The following is a 19,069-nucleotide window of genomic DNA, read 5'->3' as shown; positions in this document are numbered from 1 at the left end:
TTTCAAGCAGGTAACGTGGAGACGCTGCTGCCGGATCTCGATGTGCAGCCGGACGTGGTGCTGCTAGACCCACCGCGCAAGGGGTGCGATCGTGCGGTAATCGATTCGCTGCGACATCTGCACCCCGATCGCATCGTTTATGTTAGCTGCAACCCTGCGACGCTTGCTCGCGACCTGAAGCTGCTGTGTCAGGACGGAATGTATCTCCTAAGCCGCGTTCAACCTGCCGACTTCTTTCCTCAGACCTCCCACGTCGAGTGTGTGGCATTCTTGAAGCGGACAGAGGGAACGGTGTAGCGTGGAAGCACGGCGAATTGAGTCGTGATTGGTGAGGAGGAGCAGGATGAAATTTAGTGAGCTCGTTGAGAAGCTGAGTGTGGCTAATCAGGCAGCGTTAACGTCCCATTCAGGTTCAGAGGTGGAGATTAGCGGCGTTGCGGCTGTGGATAATGCGACTTCTGGCACGCTCAGCTACATCGAAGGCGGCAAATTTGCATCGCAGGTGAAAACGACAGGTGCGAGTGCGCTCATTCTGCCGAAGGATGAGACGTTGCAGAAGCAGGCGATCGATCGTGGCATTGCCTGGATTGAAGCCGCTGACCCGCGTTTGATATTTGCTCAAGCGATCGCCCTGTTCTACCAACCCTTTAAACCTGCTCCCGATCATCACCCGACAGCGGTGATCGATCCAACCGCAAAGATCGGCAGTGCGGTTGCGATTGGTGCTCATGTAGTTATCCAAGCAGGCGTGACGATCGGCGATCACGTATGCATTCATCCCAATGTGGTGATTTATCCCGGTGCTCAAATCGGCGATCGCACGGTTCTACACGCAAACTGTGTCATCCACGAGCACAGCCGTATTGGGTCTGACTGTGTGATTCACGCCGGTGCGGTAATTGGCTCCGAGGGTTTTGGCTTCGTGCCAACCCGCGACGGCTGGTTCAAAATGGAGCAGTCGGGCTACACGGTGCTAGAGGACGGCGTTGAGGTTGGCTGTAATTCTGCGATCGATCGTCCTGCCGTTGGCGAAACCCGCGTTGGTCGCAACACCAAACTTGACAATATGGTGCACATCGCCCACGGGTGCCAAATCGGTGAAGGATGCGCGTTTGCAGCGCAGGTGGGCTTGGCGGGCGGTGTCACGATCGGCAAGCGCGTCTTTTTAGGCGGACAGTCGGGCGTGTCGAACAATCTTGTGGTGGGTGACGGCGTAAAAGCAGGCGCAAAAGCTGGAATTGTGACCCATATCAAGCCCCGAAAAACCGTTTCAGGCCATCCAGCCGTTGATCACGCCCTTTTCCTGAAAGTTGCTGCAATCTATAAGCGATTGCCAGAAATGTATCAGGTGCTGCGTCGATCGCGGCGTGAAGAGACTGAGGAGTAGGAGAGCTGTCTACCGATAGACGGACGATTGTGGTACAGCACAACTGCCACTCACTCCCTGCTGCCCTAACAGACGATTAAAACTGGGCAGGAAATTAACTTTTATGAGACGATAGATCGTCGTAAAAGCGCCTTTGAGATTAATGCTATGGGACTTTTTGATCAAATTTTAAGTGCAGTCAATAATCCGGACCAGCACGCCAATCCGAATCAGCTTGGCTCAATTCTCAATACCGTGCAGCAGTTGAGCGGCAATTACGGCGCAAGTCCAGATACCACTCAATCGATGCTGTCTGTTGTGGGGAACTACGTGCGCGGCTCGCTCCAGCAAACGCAAGCGACTGCTGGAGCGCAGCAAGCACAGGCGTTGGTTAACCAGTTCAGTGGCACTGGGCCCAATCCGCAAGCAGTGCAAGCGCTACTGGGTCCGGGACTCCAGCAGCAGGTCGTTCAAGATCTGATTGGCCGCACCGGACTTAACGCTCAAACTGTTCAGGCGATGCTGCCTGTGCTGGTGCCGCTGGCGCTAAATCTGCTGCAGGGTGGAGCGAACACTCAGAATCCCCAAGCCGGAAACTCGGTGCTGAATGCTTTTCTAGACGGCGATCGTGATGGCGACGTCGATTTAGGCGATGCCCTAAGAGTTGCTGGTCAGTTCTTAGGTCCCCGCTAACTCCTCGCTCTGGGGCGATTGCCCGGTCGCCCCACACACAGCCAACACTCAGCTCGACGCACTGGTGTAGAAGCGCAGGGCAAAGCGCCAGAACGCATGGGAAGTGTAGAGCAAGACGATCGCCAAACCGCCTGCTGCGATCGTCCAGCCCAATTCGCCACGCCCCAAGATAACCTCAGCGGGAACGGTCGTCAGAAACGCCACAGGCACCACAAACGTGAAGAAGAAACGGTACGCGGTCGGATAAGCGACCATCGGGAATCGCCCTGCTTCTAACAGCCCCCGCAGCACTTCCGTGACGTTGTAGATTTTGACGAACCAGATACTCATCGCGCCCAAAATAAACCACAGGCTGTAGAGAATAGCAAACCCAAAGCTGATTGGAACAATACTCAGCAAATAGTCGCTGGCGTGTAACCTAAGCCTTGCTCCGGCGTAGCCAACCATAATTACGCCAAACACCAGATCCGGCACGCCCCACGGGGATATCGTGTGCGCAGACAGCCAGAACTGCGAGCTGATGGGCTTCAGCAGTACAAAATCCAGCGTGCCCTGCTGGATATGGTTCACAATGCGATTCAGATTAGGGGCTAAAAACGTGCTGGAGAACCCTTGAAGTAGGGTAAATACCCCCAGCACCACCAATGCCTGCTCCCAGTTCCAGTTTTGGAAGGTATAGCCGTTCTGGTAGAACAACAGCAGCCCAAACAGGCTACCTACCAAATTTCCAAGGCTGCTGAGTGCGGCAAGCAGAAAATTGAGACGGTATTCTAGCTCGGCGGCGATCGCCGTACCCCAAAACAGTTGCAAGACGTGCAGGTAGCGTTGCATTGAATAAAATTCTTCGGTGAAATTGCGGAATGAACGATTCCGGCGCTGAAGTCGCTGAAATCATCCGGTAGCCAGACGGTTGCTATTTTCTATAGTGGCATCCTTAAGTGAGTGATTCCCCCGGATGATTTACCGAAAGGAGGTCAATGCAATGAAAGCAATGAAGACAACAGGTCTTACAACAATTGCAGTTCTAGCAGCGGTGGCGATCGCACATCCTGCTAGAACTGCCAATCCTACTGATGTGCAGCGGCTCTTGGAAACAAACGCCTGCTCTGGCTGCGACCTTACAGGGGCCGATTTAAGTCAAGCACACCTGCTGGGAGCTGACTTACGAAATGCCAATCTACAGGGTGCAAGCTTAATCAGCGCGAATCTCGAAGGCGCTGACCTGACAGGTGCCAACCTGCGCAATGCTAATTTGACCAATGCTTTCGTTAGTAACGCGAGTCTAGATTGGGCAAGTCTGAAAGATGCGAATCTCCGTAACGCAAATATTAGCAATGCCAACACAACGGGTACTGTCCTAACAGGCATTGACATTACAGGTGCTCTTGTATCTGGAAGTGGCATTAACATTGGTGGTGATTAGCAGATTCGGAAGTAGCTATTAGAAACAGGTAAGTCAGCGAAGGTTTCAGCTAGTCGCTATTAGCGGTCCATCGTTGATTAGCATCTACTAAAAGATATTCAATGCAGCGAAACGCTAACGGCTAAATTTTAAAAGTAGCTAATGATTAGCTGACCTTTGGTTAATCAGTCCGCTTTATTAACGGTGCTGCCGTTTAAGCGGGTGTCTACGAGTTGTAGCGTCTATAATTGTGGCAATGTTTTGGCTTCAGGAGCCTCGATCGTTAGGAGCGCTCAATGCCCAAATCATCCCCTCTTTCAAGCTAGACTCAAGACGCCGTTGACATGCCCAGTTCTCCCTTTAAAGCCCTCGTGCTGCCTGCTGTTTTGGTTTCAGGAACCGTATTTGCGGTCCTGATGCTGATACTGGTCGATCGCAAGCCAGTATCTAGCACTCTTGATCCGTTAACTGTGACTGGAGATGAGTCGCTGCTGCCGGGCGATCGACAGTATTTAGTCGTGCGTCAGGTTGGGTTTGCGGTGTTAATTAGTGCCGGAGCGGGGATTGCGACCGCTGAGGTGTTACGAAAGGCACGATCGTTCCACAATTCAGCCGAGGCGAAAGCTGAAGCGCTAGGATTAACGCCGCTCTTATCCGAAGTGCCACCGGAATCTCTGGAGCATGAGCAGGAAATGTCGTTTGAGACTCCACTGCCTGAGCTGCCAGTTGAGGCTTCCCTGCCGACGATGCCCGACATCGAACGAGAAGCGATTGCCGAGGCGATTGATGAACCGCGTCAAGGGGCTGACTCGTCCCTCCTTAACCACGACCCATTTCAATCAGAGCCGCTAGACTGGAATGCGCTTTCAGCAACGTCTTGGACTCCTGAACTTGCAGGCGATCGCACCCCGACGGCTAACTCTCTGGATGCCGCCGTCCAAACAATTACTCCTCAAATTCTGGAGCCGCAGCAGTACCGGACTTGTCGAATTCGCGTGGCTGGTTTTGAGCAGCGCCGCTATGCCATTTTGGTTGCCGATCAGTACTACGGATTTGTTCGACTGGAAGCTACAAAGGGCAAAGCGCTAAAACTTGCTACTCGTCTGGCCCAGCGCGGCGATCGCACGATCATGACGCAAACGAAAAACGGTTATGCTATCTGGGTGTTAGAGCCACAGGCCTACCCAGACGGTTCCACATACATCAATTAGGCAAATTAGACTCTGCCCCGAACGAGTTGCTCGATCGTTCCTATATCTGTCGGTAGGGCAGCCGTTAACACGTCCGCTCCCGTTTCCGTTACGAGCACGTCATCCTCAATCCGAATTCCGCGCACGTCGGCAAATTCAGCAAGGCGGTCCCAGTTCACCGCATCCTGATAGTGCGATCGTCGCTCCGGGTCGTGCAGAATTGCGGGTACTTGGTAAAATCCTGGCTCGATCGTCACTAGCATTCCCGGCTGTAGCGGACGGTTCAGCCGCAAGTAGCTTAACCCAACGCGATCGCTGCGGACACGGCCCTCCGCGTATCCAGCCAAATCGCCCAAGTCTTCCATATCGTGCACATCCAGACCGAGCAGGTGCCCAATGCCGTGAGGAAAAAACAAGGCGTGCGCGTCGCGATCGACGAGATCTGCTGGCTGTCCGCGCAGAATTCCTAACTCAACCAGTCCCTCCGCCATGACGCGCGCTGCCAACAGGTGAATCTCGCGGTACTCGACACCCGGACGAGCCGCGGCAATGCAAGCATCGTGAGCGGTCAGCACGACTTCGTAGACTGCCCGCTGGGATGGAGAAAAGGTGCCAGACGCCGCCCAAGTGCGGGTGATATCTGACGCCCAACCGCTAGCCGTCTCTGCGCCCACATCTGCCAGCAGCAAATCTCCAGCCTTAATCGCGTGGTGATAGTGGTTGTTGTGCAGCACTTCGCCGTGGACTGTGACAATGCTGCTGTAGGCGCAGGTCATGTTATTCGCAAGAATTACCTGCTCCATTGCCGCACGGACCTGCGCTTCTGTAGTGGCGGTGCGGCTGGCTGCCATGCCTGCCAGATGTGCCGTAGTGCTGACAGATGCGGCATGGCGCAGTTCAGCGATCGCCGCTGCATCATGTCGCAGCCGCAGCGAGACGATCGCCCGCGCTAGCTCTAAGTCAATGTCTTGCGGTGCGGTCGTAGGAGCGACCGGTCGGTTAAGCAGATGCGCTTGTAGCTGCTGGGTTGCCACATCCTGAGCTGCGATCGTTGCTGCCCCTTCAGTCCATGCCTTCAGCGCTTCTAGCGGGTAGGCTTCGTCTGCCCCAATAGCATCGGCAAGCTCGTCACGCTTCGGCATCGGACCATGCCACAAAGCCGCCGCTGGACTTGCCTCGTCCATGAACAGTTGCAGCTTGCCTGCTTCTAGCCGAATCGCGGCGTTTTCTAGCGGCAAGCCTGCAAAATACAAAAAGTGGCTGCTTGCCCGAAATGGGTAGGTGTTAGCGGGAAAATTGCGCGAACTGCTGCACCCTGACCACAGCAGTACCGGAAATTTGACGTGCTGGGCGAGCTGCTGCCGCCGCAGTTTTAGGGTGTTGGCTAAGGTAGGTCGATCGAGCGTTTGCATACCTCTTCACATCACGCCTCGCCCTTTTCTAGCACACCATTCAGGAAAATATCCGCCAGCCCTTCTGCCATTTCCTGCATTTCTAAGGCGGCAGAGCCGGGTTCCATAATCGTGCTTTGGCTGAAGCCAGCCACCGCAAACATTCCCAAAAACACTCGCGCCACCGTTTTAGGATTCATGCGGCGGTAAATGCCTTGATCCATAGCCGTTTGGAAAAAGGCTTCGGCAACATCAGTCATTTTGGCAATGACTTCCGACTGGATGCGATCGCGTAGGTCGGGATGAAACTGCGCTTCCATAAAGCACACCCGCAGCATATCCGCGTTTTTGTGCAAATTCAGCATCCGCCGCCGCATCACTTGCGCTACAGCTTTGTAGCTACCCATCTCGCTAAGCTCCGTCAGGAGATCGGTCAAAATTTCGACCCAACCCTGGGTTGCAACTTCAACGAGAATCGCTTTTTTGTTGGGGAAATGACGAAACAGCGTTCCTTCAGCGACATCTGCCGCTTCTGCGAGTTCGCGGGTGGTGGTACCGTCATAGCCCCGCTGAGCAAACAGCCGCAGCGCAGACTTCAGAATGCGGGTACGGGTTTCGGTCTCTGGTGAAGACGTCTGATGAGAAAGTCGCATGAGGGCTTCAAAACGAACCACAGTAGGGTTATTCTGCAACGATCGTCCTGGAAACCTGTAGAATCGTAACAGAACATTACAGAGCCGAAGGAGGCGCACCACTGCAGAGGGAAAAGAGGATCAGATTAGTAACCCCCTGACGACAGACGAGCTCGGCTGGAGCACTTAATCTAGCGGGATGAGTTTATGCCCAGAACTACCGAAGAGCTGTGTTGTAGAGATCAGTAGCGTGATAATCCTGTCTTGTGAAAGAGAATCAGCTTTAAACTTCAGTGGCTTTACGCATTTCTATCTTAGGGAGGATGGGCAGTATTAGCGAAGTTGCTCTACAAGGTCGAGCGTGATGCCTAAACAAGTTGCGCCTTCGCTCATTCGCCCCGCCCGTGGACAGTTCACGAAGTGGTAGAGCATTTACGAAACCTCCGGATACTGCTTTGTAGATATCGACAGATCAGTTCAACCACCTCATCAAATCGAGGGAACTATCATGAAAGCTCACGGTACATCCGCTACATCTGAACCGACGACATTAATTTGGACCTCTGGAGAAATTACGCTCAATGCGGCTGAAATTCAGTCTAAGCCTGCAACTTCTCGCTCCGCTCCGCTCCAGCCTGTCCGTCAATGGTTTGACAATCTTTCTATCGGCAATCCCAAAACGGCACGGCTCGTTTGCCAACTCATCCCTGCTCAATGCCCATTTGAGCGCACCGTAACGCTGTTTGGTCGTCCGGTGCTCCACATCCCGCCACTGTGCAAGCTGAACCCGCTCTATGAGCAGTTCGTTGGGCTACGATTCCGATCGCTTTGCTACCTGGCAGACGAATGCGGCGAAGACATCTCGCGCTTCTGCTAACCGCTGTCGGCAATTCGCCGCATCTTGTTTGTTACCGATAGCCTGCTGCCTGAAGTGAGAACAATCGGGCATAGCGACCATTCAACCGCAGTAGCTCTTCGTGGGTGCCTCGCTCCTGCACCTCACCGTCCACTAGCACCACGATGTAATCTGCCATTCGCACGGTCGAGAAGCGGTGCGAAATTAGAATTGCCATTTGGTTTTGAGTCATTGCCCGGAACCGATCGAAAATCTGCACTTCAGCTTCAGCATCCATCGCAGATGTGGGTTCATCCAGCACCAGAATATCGGCTCCAGAGCGCATGAACGCCCGCGACAGCGCGATTTTCTGCCACTGTCCCCCAGATAACTCCTGCCCACCCTTGAACCAGCGTCCCAATCGGGTATGGTATCCCTCGGCAAGGCGATCGATCACCGGATGCGCTGTTCCCTTTTCAGCCGCTTCTTGCCAGCGGATCTCGTCCTCCAGGTAGTCCACATCGCCTGTGCCAATGTTCTCACCTACGGTGAACTGGTAGCGGACAAAGCTCTGAAAAATTACGCCAATGCGCCGCTGCAGCGTTTGTGTGTCCCACGCCTGCAAATCCAAGCCATCCAGCAAAATTTGCCCAGAGTCCGGCGCGTAAAGTCGCGTTAGGAGTTTAATCAGCGTGGTTTTGCCAGAGCCATTCTCGCCGACGATCGCCAGCTTTTCGCCGGGTTGTAGATGCAGAGAGACATCGCGCAGCGCAGGTCGCGTATTACCCGGATAAGTAAAGCTGACCTGCTCGAAACGCAAGCCATCTCCGGGCAGCGGTCCGCGTGTGGCGTATCCCTGTGGTGCAGGAATCTCCTGCTGTAGAAACTCGTACAGGTTGGATAGGTAAAGGCTGTCTTCGTACATGCCACTGATGCTGCTGAGCGCGGACGAAACGGTGGACTGTCCCTGCCGGAAGACGACGAGGTACATGGTCAAATCGCCAAGGGAGATCGTTTTAGCGATCGCCTCCAGCACAATCCAGACGTACGCGCCGTAAAACGCTGCCGTGCTGACTAATCCCAGTCCATAGCTCCAGACGCTGCGGCGGAAGGTGAGATCGCGGTCTTCAGCAAAGAGGCGATTAAAGGTCGATCGATAGCGCTGCAGCAGCATGGGACCTAGCTGATACAGCTTCACCTCCATTGCCGATGACTCGTGGGACATCAGCCACTCCAGATAGTTCTGCTCCCGCGTTTCCGGCGCACGCCAGCGGAACAGCCGAAATGCCTCGCCCGCAAAGCGTGTCTCAGCAATAAAAGCTGGAATTGCTGCCAGCACCAAAATCGCTACTGCCCAGCCAGAGAACTTTAGCAGCAGGCCACCGTAGGTAATCAGCGATAGAGTATCCTGCACCAGTCCAAACGTGCGTCCGACTAGACTGAGCGGGCGACTGGAGGCTTCCCGACGGGCGCGGGTCATCTTGTCGTAAAACTCTGGGTCCTCGAAGTGCGCCATATCTAGCGTCAGTGCCTTTTCTAGAATCAGCACGTTGACGGTTTGCCCCAGCATCATCCGCAGAAGCGACTGGCACAGCGCTAAGCCCTGCTTACTTGCCGCCAACAGCGCCACGGCAACGGCTTCTAGGGCTAAGAACTCTAGAGCGCGGAATCGATCGTCCGCCGCTCCTGTCTGCGCCGCCAGCACGACCGCATCCACAATCAACTTGCCCAAATAGGCAACCGCCGCTGGCAGTAATCCGGCTACCAGGGTTAACGCGGCTAGCGCCAAGGTGAGTGTGCGATCGGTTGTCCACACAAGCTCCACAGCGCGTCCGCAATACTGATACATCGACAACGACTGCCGTAAATCTCGCAATCGCTGCCGTAAATTATTTCGTCGCTGCTTCATGTTTCCACGATAGCGTCTGACACGTTAGCGCTGCCGTTGTGCTGCAGCGTCGATTCGGGCAAAATCAGCATCGCGTCGCCGAAGGAGTAGAAGCGATACTGCTGGTTGATCGCAATCTGGTACAGATCGAGCAGGCGCTGCCGACCAATGAGCGCGCTGACCAGCATCATCAAGCTGGATTTGGGCAAGTGAAAATTCGTCAGTAGCCCATCTACTACGCGCCACTCGTAGCCCGGATAGATAAACAGATTGATTTTGCCACAGACGGGTTGCAGCGTTCCGCCTTGGGCAGCGCCTTCGAGCGATCGCACGGCTGTCGTACCCACCGCAATGATTCGTCCACCGTTGGCTTTGGTTTGGCGGATTTGCTCTACCGTTTGCGGTGGCACCTCTACCCACTCGGCATGCATTTGATGTGTAGTGATGTCCTCCGCTTCGACAGGACGGAAGGTACCTACTCCTACATGCAGCGTGACGAATGCCTGCTGAATGCCACGCTCCTGTAGCTGTTGCAGCAGCTCCGAGGTAAAGTGCAAGCCTGCCGTCGGAGCAGCCACCGCTCCCGGACAAGCTGCATACACAGTTTGGTACTGGTCGGGCTCTGCCTGCGTGTCGGTAATGTAGGGCGGCAGGGGTACGTGACCGAGGCGATCGAGCACCGACGCTAGCGTTTCGCCAGCAGGCACTTCAAACTGAAGAACTCGCCCTCCGGTTGGTAGGTCGGTTGCTAGCACTGTTGCTTTAAGCGGAGGTGATACAACCGTAGGATCACCGAACACGATTTCCGCTCCTGGCTTCAGCCGCCTGCCAGGTTTAACCAGTGCCAGCCAGCGATCTGCGATCGTCTGTGGCTCCAGCAGCAGCACCTCCACAGGCAATCCACTGGGTTTACGTCCATACAGGCGCGCCGGAATAACGCGGGTATTATTTAGAACTAAAAGATCTCCCGGTCGTAGCAGATTGGGTAGATCCTGGACGATGGCGTGGGTATGCTGCATATGGTCCTTGACCACCAGCAGCCGAGCACTGTCCCTTGGAACAGCGGGAGACTGCGCAATCCGCTCTTCTGGAAGACAGTAATTGTAGGCAGCCAGTAAGCGATCGGAGTTCACAATGGAGAGGCTCTATGGGTCTGTTTCAATTAAACCACTAGCCGATCGCTCATTACTGAGTAACCAATAGTGAGACAGAAATCCATAAATTTGGGGAGAAACCCTCCAGGAACACGGGGGCTTCTCCCCTGGTATTTACGGAAGAAGTCGTCGACTATAGATGTAGATGCACCGCTTGTTTACCTGCCCTATGGACTATCGTTACTATCTTGCCAATGCCAGTCTGACGCTGCGAGTCGTTGAGCATTTGCACTCGACTTACCAGCTTCCCGTTCGCTTCATGACAGTGATTCACCAGATTGATGGCTGGATTGTTCGAGTCAAGCTTGATCGTATGTTAGAGCCGCACCAGCACGCAGATTTTCAGGCATTTATGAACGAGCTAGGGATTCCCTGCGATCCCAACATTCGTGTGCAAATGGCGCTGTGGGGATTAGAAACCGGACAGTCTCCGGTAGATGTGATGCAGCGCTATCAAGTCGCGGTAGTATCTCACGGGAGACCCGATCGCGAAGACATCGAGGAATTTCGTAACCAATTTGTTCGGGGACTTGGCTACTGCCCAGAAACCCTCGCTTAGCTAGTTCAGCGCCTCACTACAATAGTGTTAGCGTTTTCTAGTTTCTGTTCGAGCATCGTGCTAGTGAGATTGCAGGGCATGCTTTGGAACAGGGGCAACAGTGGGCAGATTGGCTGACGGAATCCCTGCGATCGTAGGGATTCAATCCCAATCAGCGACCGTAGTGCTACAGCGTGAAGGCATCCGGAATGTAGTCAAGCAGGGTCAGTTGGTAGCTGAACGTTTTAGATGCCTGGTTAGATACGTGGGTTGAATTGCCAGACGATCGTGTGCCGGACGATCGTGCTGCCTGCTTGCGGCAGTGAACCAGCGCCACATCAAAGCGACACGGCACCTCAGTAAACTCCGGATGCTCTGCCAGAAAGCATTCAGCCGTCTTCCAGAGCTTTGACTGCTTCTGAGCTGTGATTGCGAGAGCGCCGTGAGCATCCCAGTTGCCGCGGCTGCGGGTTTTTACCTCCACGAATGCCAGCAGCGCCAGACTCGATCGGTCGGTTGAGGGCAACCCTGCAACCACATCTAACTCTCCCCAACGGCAGTGCCACTGCTGCTGCAAAATTTGGTAGCCACGATCGCGCAACCACTGCGTCACAAATTCTTCGCCCAAAGCACCTAGGTCGGGAGATTTTGAATGTCGAATGTTGGATTTTGAGTCGGGCATCTGGTGCGGTTGGTAAGGAGTGGAGAGGACAAGAGAAACGGACCGCCTTCGTTCTGTTTACCCATTACCAAGGACCAATTATCTTCAAGACTTAAAATCACAAATCAAAACTTAAAATCACAAATCAAAAACCTGAAATCGACGGTCAACGGATTCGGGTAGTATCAGGAAGGGATCACTTTAGCGACCTAACCGCGTGTACACCATGAACAGTCGTCGATTCAGCACATTGAGTTGTCTCGATCAGCACGATCGTCCTACCTCAAATCGTCTTGCTTCAAGTCGTCCTGCTCGGAGTCGTCTCGCTACGATTTGGAAGTGGGTGTCAGTGCGCATAGGCAACTCGCTGACATGGGGCATCGTTTGCGTAGCGATTTGGGCGACTGCGACGGCACCCGCGATCGCGGACGACTACAACAAAGAGTTTCTGGTTGGGGCAGATTTCTCTAAGCGCGTTTTGACCGACTCTAGCTTCACAAAAGCAAATCTGCGCGAAAGCAACTTTAGTGGTGCTGACCTACATGGCGTCAGCTTCTTTGGTGCCAACCTGGAAGGAGCCAATTTAGAGGGAGCCGATCTTCGGAATGCTACGCTCGACACGGCTCGATTCAGCCGCGCCAACTTAACGAATGCCAATTTAGAAGGAGCGTTCGCCTTCAACGCCAAGTTCGACGATGCTATCATCGACGGCGCGGATTTTACGGATGTAGAAGTGCGTCAAGATGCTCAATCGCTGCTGTGTAAGCTGGCAAAAGGCACAAACTCAGCAACGGGACGATCAACACGAGACACGCTGAACTGTCCCTAATGCATCTACCGTTCAAGATCGCGCCCTTCGACTCCGCTCAGGACGAGCTAGCTGAGTAAGCTGAACCGTTGAAGCTGGGCTTTAACCAGCCCTGGCAAGGTTTTGTGCAGTTGCGCTTTGTCTTTAAAGACAAGGCGATTTTGGCTGGGCAAATCAAAGGGAAACTGTCCAGGCAAATCGGAGCGCTCCATCTGCGTCAGCAGCAGTTGTTCGGTGCGCTTGCATTGCAGCGCGTAGCCGACTTCCACGCACACTTTAGGGCTAGGAATGAGTTGGATAGGCGTTCCTGCGATTTGCGCGATCGAGGTACCATCTGCAACAAACAGCAAGCATTTGCGAATGTCCCGCATTAAGGTGCTATTGAGGCGTACAGGTCCTTCCGTGAGCCGGTGGGATTCCCTCAGGGTTAAAGGCAGGCGCGATCGCGGATTCAGCGTGTCGAGAATGCTCTGCATCTCCTCGCGCAGAAGCTCGCTCGACGGCGAGTACTCTGTCTGGTAGCACAGAAAAATCGTTGGCTCCAAATGCGCCATTACGTCCTGCTTGGTGAAGTAGATTTCGTGGCTCCGCAGATCGATGTTGGCGATCGTGTAGCCGCCGCTACCTTCGATGTAAAACTCGACGGCTTCCCCATCCAAGTAGCGCTGAAACCACAGCGCTTTCTGTACGTCGTGACTGTCTTCCAAAAAATCAGCCCGCAAGCCAGATTTCAGCAGGCTATTTTTGCTTAAACGCAAGTCATGGGGACGTTTTTCTAATTCCCTAATTGGCTCATACTCTTGAAGATACCAGGCTTTTAGGGCAATAATTGCCATGACGTGCTCTGCCTCGCAAGGTTTAAAACTACAACAGCACCCAAGACCTTACTCCCTGAGTGACCTCCTCCCTTTGGCATATTGTATCTAGAGATGAACTGATTGAACACCCAATGATCAAATCGAGTTAATCAGTTACATTGCTCCCGAATTACAAGCTGAGGAAATATCAAGTTTCTGTTCGGATGCTGTCGTAGTAGACGAGACAGATGTTAGATTAAACAGCGCTTTTACCTCTTAACTAACTGGGACATTGGCTGTTATATCTGCCAGGGAAGCTAAGCAGCTTCAATTAACAGAATACCAAACTGACTTAAAGCTGCAAGCCCCCTGAAATCAAAGTTCATGCTTGTTCGACAAACTCCATTAAGCGTTTTTCATCGGCTCCACACCGATCGCTATATGTAGACAATAGTTGCCCTACTGTTCTGCTAAGTCGCTATGGATAGGGACATTAGTAGAAACCGTTGATTACATACCTGTAACAAGATTGAGAGTTAATCATGCTCGATCGATGACGTTTTCTACTTTTCCCTAGACTAAATCACTGATGGAAAGGCAAGACCCAGTTGGGGGCAAATTCTCCCAGAGCTGTCTTTAACTAGGAGCTGTTTTGTAGAATCAATTTATCAAATCATGGGACATGGCTCACGGTTGGTGATACCAGAAAACAACGACTTAAAACTCGATCGCTAGAGCCTTCAAATTACCGCTCATGGACGAACTTCCCGCAGAATTTTGGCACGGTGTTGAGCAATTTAACCAGCGGCAGTTCTACGACTGTCACGATACCTTAGAGGCGCTGTGGATTGAAGCCTTTGGACCTGACAAATCGTTCTATCAAGGCATTCTTCAGATTGCCGTAGCGCTGTACCACTTGGGCAACCAAAACTGGCGTGGCGCAGTGATTCTGCTCGGGCAAGGTATCCATCGGCTACAACCCTACCAACCAGACTATGGCGGCATTGACGTAGACAACCTCATAGACGAAGCGGCGCAAGTCCTGCAAGCACTGCAAGCAGAGGGACCTGACCAAGTTGCCACGATCGCCCAGCAGCTTGAAGAATCTGTCAAGCTAAAGTTTCCGACGATTCAGGCGATCGTTGGGTAGCGGCGACTGGATACAAGCGTCTATACCAACCTACCTAGGTCAGATAGCGAGGGACAGCCGCGCGAGTGAGGAGCGGCAGGGTAATCGTAAACGTTGCACCCATTCCTTCACCTTGGCTTTCAGCCGTCACGGTGCCATTCTGTAGCTCTACAAGCTGCCGCACGATCGTTAAGCCCAACCCCAAGCCGCTGTGGCTGCGCGTTAGTGAACTATCGGCTTGACGAAAATAGTCAAAGATGAAGGGCATCGCCTCTGCCCGAATGCCCTGTCCAGTGTCGCGAATCTGGATTTGCACTTGATCTGCGTGACACTTTAGGCAGACGTCTACTCGACCGCCGTGGTTCGTGAATTTGATGGCGTTATCGAGCAGGTTCTCCAGCGCTTTTTGCAAACGATCGGGATCTCCAGAGACGGTTGCAGCGATTGGATCAAGCACCACGTCCAGCTGAATCGATTTATTCGTAGCGGCTGACTGGACGTGTGCGATCGCGGCTTGAATCAGCGGCTGGAGTTCCACTGGGCGCAAATTGAGCAGCAGCTTACCGCGCAGTAGACGAGACATATCGAGCAGATTTTCGATCAGTTCGATTTGCAGACGCGCATTGCGCTCGATCGCCTCCAGCGCCTGCGCGGTTTTGACTTCATCCAGCTTGCGGCTCCGCAGCGTGTTTGCCCACCCAAAAATAATATTGAGCGGGGTGCGGAGTTCGTGGGACACAATTGCTAAGAATTCGTCTTTCAATCGATTTGCCTCTGCCAGTTCCGCCGCTTGCTGCTGCAAGCCTTCGAGGGCAAGTTGCAGTTCCCGCCGTCGCAAAGACACCTCCTGCACCAGAGCGGCAATATCCTGGCTTTGGCTGTTAAGCTCGTGCTGCAACAGATCGCGCGTTCGTTTCAGCGTCATCAAGTTGCCAATCCGCGCCCGCAGTTCCTCGATCGAAAATGGCTTCATCAAATAATCTTGTGCGCCGTTTTGCAGCAGTTGCACGCGCAGGTCATCGTCTGCCTTTGCCGTTAAGACGACGATCGGGGTTGCATCTAATTCTGGGTGAGTTCGAATCTGCTGCACAATCTGGTCGCCACTAAGATGCGGCATCATAATGTCGCTGACTACCAGATCGGGACGCTGCGCGATCGCCTGCTCTAACCCCGATCGCCCGTCTGCCGCCGTGACAACGCGATAGTCTGCGGCGAGCGTCTCCGCAATAAATCGATTCATCTCGGGGTTATCTTCCACCACAAGCACTAGCGGTTTTTCCCTGCCTTGGACCACGGAGGTCTGTTCGGTCAGGGTCGCGGGTTGCAGTTCTACAAGGATCGGCTGAGGATCGATCGACGCAACGGTCTCGGTGGTCGCCACGTCAACGCCAGCAGGCGCACGCAGCGGTAGTGTCACGGTAAAACAGGCACCGCCGCTCGGAGCCTCGCTAACGCTAACGCTGCCGCCCTGTAGCTCAACCATCTCTTTGACGATCGCCAGCCCCAATCCCGTTCCACCGAATCGCCGCGTTGAGCCACCGTCGCCCTGCTGGAATCGTTCAAAGATCACCTCGCGCAGGTGCGGTGGTACACCGAGTCCGTTGTCCTGCACGACAATTTGGGCGTAGCTGGAGGCATTTGGATCGCTGGACGGCTCGCTAGGAGCGTCTGAATCATTCGGCGGCTCGCTAGGAGTAAGCGTGACCCTCACCTCTCCACGGTCTGGCGTGAACTTAAAGGCGTTGGAGAGCAGGTTCAGCACAACCCGCTGTACTTTCTGAGCATCGATCTGAGCCACGATCGAGGGTGTGTCCACCCTCAGCGCGATCTGCCGCTCCTGCGCTAAGCCGTCGAAGTTTGCCGCTGTCAGCGCGATCAGCCGCCCTACGTCCGTTTCTGCGTAGTTGACTTGCATTTTGCCCGCCTCCAGTTTGGAGACATCGAGCAGATCGTTGACTTGCTTCAGCAGCAGACGCGCATTGCGATCGATCAGGGTCAGGTCTTGCGCTTGCGCTTCGGTTAATTGATCAACCGTCCGTACTTTCTCTGTAACCCCCAAAATCAGTGCCAGCGGCGTTCGCAGCTCGTGGCTAACGTTGGCAAAAAACTGCGTCTTGATCTGGTCCAGATCTTTCAGCCTGGTGTAGAGGGCTTCTAGTTCCTGGTTCGCCGTTTCTAAGTGCTGGCGGCGTTCTTCGGAGAGTTTGGCAGCGTCGATCAGCGCGAGTGCCTTGGGAACCAGCGGCGGCAGCGCGATCGCCGTCGTGACGGAGGCGATCGCGGTAATCAGCTTTAGCCCACCAGATAGCCAGTACGTCGGATGCCACAGCGTCCATATCGCCATAAAATGCGTGCTGCCGCAAGCAACAATAAAGCTGCCAAATGCCAGAAACATCCAGTGAAAGGGAATTTCCTGGCGGGTTTTGTGCACTAAGTAGGCCAGCGTGACAGAAATAGCAACATACGCTAAACCAATCAGGATATCTGAAGCAACATGTAGCCCAACTAATCCTGGCTTCCACAGATAGCAGTGTCCGTGTGGAATAAAGCCGCTGGACGCCAGCAACGGTTGCAGCAGTCCCGGCAAGGCTACCAGGAGTATAAGCGCGACAAGGATTAAGCCCTTGGTCAGATCGATCGGCTGAGTTCGGATCATGAGATCATCAGCATTTAGTAATGAAGCAGTTCCGCAGTAATACCAATTCTCTAAATTCCAGCTACCGACCAAATCACTAAAACGTAGCCGGAGTCCAGTTTCTGCAATTCGGAATTTCGGATTACGAATTACGCATTGGTATAACTCAATTCTATTCAGGATCGCCTTCAGGAAAGCCTGCTACCAGGGCAGACGGCTTCCGTCCCAGGAGAAAAAATGCCCGCTGTCATCGGGCTGCATACCGTCGATTACACTCTGCAATTGAGCAACGGTCCGCTCTGTAGGAAATAGCTTCTCTGGAGGCACATTCCGCTGAAACGGCTTGGATAACGCGGTGTCTGTCGTGCCAGGATGCAGCATGACCACGATCGTTTTAGGGCTTTTGCGGCTGTACTCGATCGCCACTGTCCGCATGAACATGTTCAGCGCTGCTTTGGAGGCCCGGTAGCCGTACCATCCGCCCAACTGGTTGTCGCCAATGCTGCCCACTTTGGCAGAGATGCTCGCAAAGACGCTGCGATCGCCATGCTTCAGCAACGGCAGCACGTGTTTGGCAAGCAGCACCGCCCCAATGCTGTTGACCTGGAAATAGCGCAGCAGTCGATCGGACTCAATCTGCTGGAGGCTTTTCTCGGGTTGCAGGGTTTCGTCGTGCAGCAGTCCAACGCAGTACACGACGAAGTGTAAGCTAGTCGTTTGCTTCTGGATTTGGGCAATTCCTGCGGCAATTTGGGCGTCGTCGGTAATGTCCATTGGAATTAAACCCACCCGATTCGGATGCTGATCCTTAATGTCAGCCAATTCCGGCGTTGCGGCACTCCGATAGGTGGCATAGAGTTGTCCAACGCGATCGTTCTGCAACAGCTGCCGGACCCATTCCAGCCCAATTCCCCGATTGACACCGACGACCAGCGCATTGATCGATTCAATTCCCGCGAACACAGACATTTCGACTGATCACTTTAAACAGCCTCTCGATCATAACGATAGACCTCTCTCACTTAGTCGCCTTGGCTCCTTCAGAGACGCTGTAGAATTCTTTCCTCCGCGCCCCCTGTAGGGAAGTCCATCAATGGTGCAGAGTGCATCGAATTGACGTACCGTTATCTCTAGACTTGCCCTTCGTAACTTGCCCTTCATAAAAGCCGTTGCTATGTCTGACCCAGCTAGCCCGATCGTCGCCCGCAAAGGCAGCACTACCGAACACACGCTTACCCTCGCGGATCACTCGATCGCCTACACTGCCATCGCCGAGTGGCAGACGCTTTTCGAGCGCGAGAAGCCCGTTGCCGAAATGTTTCATGTCGCGTACCTCGCTCAGACAGACGAAGCGGCATCGCGATCGCTCACCTTCGTCTTCAACGGCGGACCTGGAGCCGCTTCTGCGTATCTACACATGGGCGCACTGGGTCCGAAGCGCGTTTATTTTGGAGCCAACGGCAGTTTGCCGAAACCTCCGGTACGGCTGGTGGACAACCTCGAAAGCTGGTTAGAGTTTACCGATCTGGTGTTTATTGATCCGATCGGCACAGGCTTCAGTCGCAGCCTGCCACCAGACAAAGACACACAGAACAAATCCAGCGAGAAACCAGAAGCAGACAGCCCCCAGGAAACCGAGTTTTGGGAAGTGGAACGGGATTTGCGATCGCTCGGAGAGTTCATCCAGCGGTTTCTCTCGCGTCACAAGCGCTGGCTGTCGCCAATTTTCATTGCCGGAGAAAGCTACGGGGGCTTTCGGGTCGCCAAGCTAGCCCGCAAGCTGCAACAGGACTTTGGCGTCGGGCTGTCAGGGGCAATTTTGATCTCGCCCGCCTTGGAGTTCAGCTTGCTGGGCGGTAACGACTACAACCTCACGTCCTGGGCAACGCTGCTTCCCTCGCTGGCGGCGGCGGCAGCGCATCACGATCGCGCTCGCTCAGAGAATTCCGG

General features: G+C 54.0%; 17 protein-coding genes and 2 pseudogenes. 10 read left to right on the top strand and 9 right to left on the bottom strand.

The window, feature by feature from the left end:
• From H6F43_RS20520 to H6F43_RS20510, 3 genes and pseudogenes are all read left to right on the top strand, one after another.
• Positions 1 to 297 (top strand): annotated as a pseudogene (locus H6F43_RS20520) (23S rRNA (uracil-5-)-methyltransferase RumA); the annotation flags it as partial.
• Between the two features lie 46 nt (positions 298 to 343).
• Positions 344 to 1,387, top strand: coding sequence for a UDP-3-O-(3-hydroxymyristoyl)glucosamine N-acyltransferase (gene lpxD / locus H6F43_RS20515; RefSeq protein ID WP_190344947.1), 1,044 nt, complete (start codon positions 344 to 346; stop codon positions 1,385 to 1,387).
• A 147-nt stretch (positions 1,388 to 1,534) separates the two neighbouring features.
• Entirely contained in the window at positions 1,535 to 2,059 is a 525-nt protein-coding gene (locus H6F43_RS20510) for a hypothetical protein (RefSeq protein ID WP_190344945.1), read from the top strand.
• Positions 2,060 to 2,107: 48 nt separating this feature from the next.
• Here the strand turns inward: H6F43_RS20510 and H6F43_RS20505 are convergent, their stop codons facing one another.
• Entirely contained in the window at positions 2,108 to 2,890 is a 783-nt protein-coding gene (locus tag H6F43_RS20505) for an ABC transporter permease (protein ID WP_190344943.1), read from the bottom strand.
• Positions 2,891 to 3,041: 151 nt separating this feature from the next.
• Between H6F43_RS20505 and H6F43_RS20500 the strand changes: the two genes are divergently transcribed.
• Together H6F43_RS20500 and H6F43_RS20495 are read left to right on the top strand one after the other, a co-directional pair.
• Complete coding sequence (locus tag H6F43_RS20500) at positions 3,042 to 3,482, top strand: pentapeptide repeat-containing protein (RefSeq protein WP_242025812.1); 441 nt, start codon at positions 3,042 to 3,044, stop codon at positions 3,480 to 3,482.
• A 323-nt stretch (positions 3,483 to 3,805) separates the two neighbouring features.
• Positions 3,806 to 4,672: a hypothetical protein gene (locus H6F43_RS20495; protein ID WP_190344941.1), complete on the top strand. Its 867-nt coding sequence runs from the start codon at positions 3,806 to 3,808 to the stop codon at positions 4,670 to 4,672.
• Between the two features lie 5 nt (positions 4,673 to 4,677).
• On the opposite strand, the gene H6F43_RS20490 is transcribed toward H6F43_RS20495, so the two are convergent.
• Both H6F43_RS20490 and H6F43_RS20485 read right to left on the bottom strand, forming a co-directional pair.
• Positions 4,678 to 6,063: an aminopeptidase P family protein gene (locus tag H6F43_RS20490; RefSeq protein ID WP_190344939.1), complete on the bottom strand. Its 1,386-nt coding sequence runs from the start codon at positions 6,061 to 6,063 to the stop codon at positions 4,678 to 4,680.
• 11 nt (positions 6,064 to 6,074) lie between these two features.
• The gene (locus H6F43_RS20485) at positions 6,075 to 6,695 is read right to left on the bottom strand and encodes a TetR/AcrR family transcriptional regulator (protein WP_190344937.1); all 621 of its coding nucleotides are present in this window, start codon (positions 6,693 to 6,695) and stop codon (positions 6,075 to 6,077) included.
• Between the two features lie 487 nt (positions 6,696 to 7,182).
• Here H6F43_RS20485 and H6F43_RS20480 point away from each other — a divergent pair, with 487 nt between their 5' ends.
• Entirely contained in the window at positions 7,183 to 7,551 is a 369-nt protein-coding gene (locus H6F43_RS20480) for a Mo-dependent nitrogenase C-terminal domain-containing protein (RefSeq protein WP_190344936.1), read from the top strand.
• 31 nt (positions 7,552 to 7,582) lie between these two features.
• Here the strand turns inward: H6F43_RS20480 and H6F43_RS20475 are convergent, their stop codons facing one another.
• Both H6F43_RS20475 and queA read right to left on the bottom strand, forming a co-directional pair.
• Positions 7,583 to 9,418: an ABC transporter ATP-binding protein gene (locus tag H6F43_RS20475; protein ID WP_190344934.1), complete on the bottom strand. Its 1,836-nt coding sequence runs from the start codon at positions 9,416 to 9,418 to the stop codon at positions 7,583 to 7,585.
• The gene (gene queA, locus H6F43_RS20470; RefSeq protein WP_190344951.1) at positions 9,415 to 10,533 is read right to left on the bottom strand and encodes a tRNA preQ1(34) S-adenosylmethionine ribosyltransferase-isomerase QueA; all 1,119 of its coding nucleotides are present in this window, start codon (positions 10,531 to 10,533) and stop codon (positions 9,415 to 9,417) included. Before queA ends, H6F43_RS20475 begins: the two co-directional genes overlap by 4 nt.
• Positions 10,534 to 10,720: 187 nt before the next feature.
• Here queA and H6F43_RS20465 point away from each other — a divergent pair, with 187 nt between their 5' ends.
• Positions 10,721 to 11,110 carry a hypothetical protein gene (locus H6F43_RS20465; protein WP_190344932.1) on the top strand — a complete coding sequence of 130 codons (390 nt, stop codon included), beginning with the start codon at positions 10,721 to 10,723 and terminating at the stop codon, positions 11,108 to 11,110.
• Between the two features lie 166 nt (positions 11,111 to 11,276).
• Here H6F43_RS20465 and H6F43_RS20460 read toward each other — a convergent pair whose 3' ends face one another.
• Positions 11,277 to 11,771, bottom strand: coding sequence for a YraN family protein (locus H6F43_RS20460; RefSeq protein ID WP_190344930.1), 495 nt, complete (start codon positions 11,769 to 11,771; stop codon positions 11,277 to 11,279).
• A gap of 346 nt (positions 11,772 to 12,117) precedes the next feature.
• Between H6F43_RS20460 and H6F43_RS20455 the strand changes: the two genes are divergently transcribed.
• On the top strand, positions 12,118 to 12,579 hold the full coding sequence (locus tag H6F43_RS20455; protein WP_206754592.1) for a pentapeptide repeat-containing protein: 462 nt from the start codon (positions 12,118 to 12,120) through the stop codon (positions 12,577 to 12,579).
• Between the two features lie 47 nt (positions 12,580 to 12,626).
• On the opposite strand, the gene H6F43_RS20450 is transcribed toward H6F43_RS20455, so the two are convergent.
• Positions 12,627 to 13,394, bottom strand: coding sequence for a hypothetical protein (locus H6F43_RS20450; RefSeq protein ID WP_190344928.1), 768 nt, complete (start codon positions 13,392 to 13,394; stop codon positions 12,627 to 12,629).
• Between the two features lie 715 nt (positions 13,395 to 14,109).
• Between H6F43_RS20450 and H6F43_RS20445 the strand changes: the two genes are divergently transcribed.
• Positions 14,110 to 14,505 carry a DUF309 domain-containing protein gene (locus tag H6F43_RS20445; RefSeq protein WP_190344926.1) on the top strand — a complete coding sequence of 132 codons (396 nt, stop codon included), beginning with the start codon at positions 14,110 to 14,112 and terminating at the stop codon, positions 14,503 to 14,505.
• A 34-nt stretch (positions 14,506 to 14,539) separates the two neighbouring features.
• Here H6F43_RS20445 and H6F43_RS20440 read toward each other — a convergent pair whose 3' ends face one another.
• Together H6F43_RS20440 and H6F43_RS20435 are read right to left on the bottom strand one after the other, a co-directional pair.
• Complete coding sequence (locus H6F43_RS20440) at positions 14,540 to 17,140, bottom strand: ATP-binding protein (RefSeq protein ID WP_190344924.1); 2,601 nt, start codon at positions 17,138 to 17,140, stop codon at positions 14,540 to 14,542.
• 180 nt (positions 17,141 to 17,320) lie between these two features.
• Positions 17,321 to 18,088 carry an SDR family NAD(P)-dependent oxidoreductase gene (locus H6F43_RS20435; protein ID WP_190344921.1) on the bottom strand — a complete coding sequence of 256 codons (768 nt, stop codon included), beginning with the start codon at positions 18,086 to 18,088 and terminating at the stop codon, positions 17,321 to 17,323.
• A gap of 205 nt (positions 18,089 to 18,293) precedes the next feature.
• Here H6F43_RS20435 and H6F43_RS20430 point away from each other — a divergent pair.
• Positions 18,294 to 19,069, top strand: a pseudogene (locus tag H6F43_RS20430) (peptidase S10); the annotation flags it as partial.

This window comes from Leptolyngbya sp. FACHB-36 (assembly GCF_014695955.1).
GTDB lineage: Bacteria > Cyanobacteriota > Cyanobacteriia > Leptolyngbyales > Leptolyngbyaceae > FACHB-36.
The sequence above is the reverse complement of the archived record's forward strand: the minus strand, read 5'-3'. Positions and strand labels throughout refer to the sequence as shown.

Excerpts from the sequence above, each read along its gene's own strand:
- H6F43_RS20450 (WP_190344928.1), bottom strand. The coding sequence starts at position 13,394 with ATGGCAATTATTGCCCTAAAAGCCTGGTATCTTCAAGAGTATGAGCCA.
- lpxD (WP_190344947.1), top strand. The coding sequence starts at position 344 with ATGAAATTTAGTGAGCTCGTTGAGAAGCTGAGTGTGGCTAATCAGGCA.
- H6F43_RS20445 (WP_190344926.1), top strand. The coding sequence starts at position 14,110 with ATGGACGAACTTCCCGCAGAATTTTGGCACGGTGTTGAGCAATTTAAC.
- H6F43_RS20465 (WP_190344932.1), top strand. The coding sequence starts at position 10,721 with ATGGACTATCGTTACTATCTTGCCAATGCCAGTCTGACGCTGCGAGTC.
- H6F43_RS20485 (WP_190344937.1), bottom strand. The coding sequence starts at position 6,695 with ATGCGACTTTCTCATCAGACGTCTTCACCAGAGACCGAAACCCGTACC.
- H6F43_RS20460 (WP_190344930.1), bottom strand. The coding sequence starts at position 11,771 with ATGCCCGACTCAAAATCCAACATTCGACATTCAAAATCTCCCGACCTA.
- H6F43_RS20440 (WP_190344924.1), bottom strand. The coding sequence starts at position 17,140 with ATGATCCGAACTCAGCCGATCGATCTGACCAAGGGCTTAATCCTTGTC.
- H6F43_RS20505 (WP_190344943.1), bottom strand. The coding sequence starts at position 2,890 with ATGCAACGCTACCTGCACGTCTTGCAACTGTTTTGGGGTACGGCGATC.
- H6F43_RS20510 (WP_190344945.1), top strand. The coding sequence starts at position 1,535 with ATGGGACTTTTTGATCAAATTTTAAGTGCAGTCAATAATCCGGACCAG.
- H6F43_RS20495 (WP_190344941.1), top strand. The coding sequence starts at position 3,806 with ATGCCCAGTTCTCCCTTTAAAGCCCTCGTGCTGCCTGCTGTTTTGGTT.
- H6F43_RS20435 (WP_190344921.1), bottom strand. The coding sequence starts at position 18,088 with ATGTCTGTGTTCGCGGGAATTGAATCGATCAATGCGCTGGTCGTCGGT.
- H6F43_RS20475 (WP_190344934.1), bottom strand. The coding sequence starts at position 9,418 with ATGAAGCAGCGACGAAATAATTTACGGCAGCGATTGCGAGATTTACGG.
- H6F43_RS20500 (WP_242025812.1), top strand. The coding sequence starts at position 3,042 with ATGAAAGCAATGAAGACAACAGGTCTTACAACAATTGCAGTTCTAGCA.
- H6F43_RS20480 (WP_190344936.1), top strand. The coding sequence starts at position 7,183 with ATGAAAGCTCACGGTACATCCGCTACATCTGAACCGACGACATTAATT.
- H6F43_RS20490 (WP_190344939.1), bottom strand. The coding sequence starts at position 6,063 with ATGCAAACGCTCGATCGACCTACCTTAGCCAACACCCTAAAACTGCGG.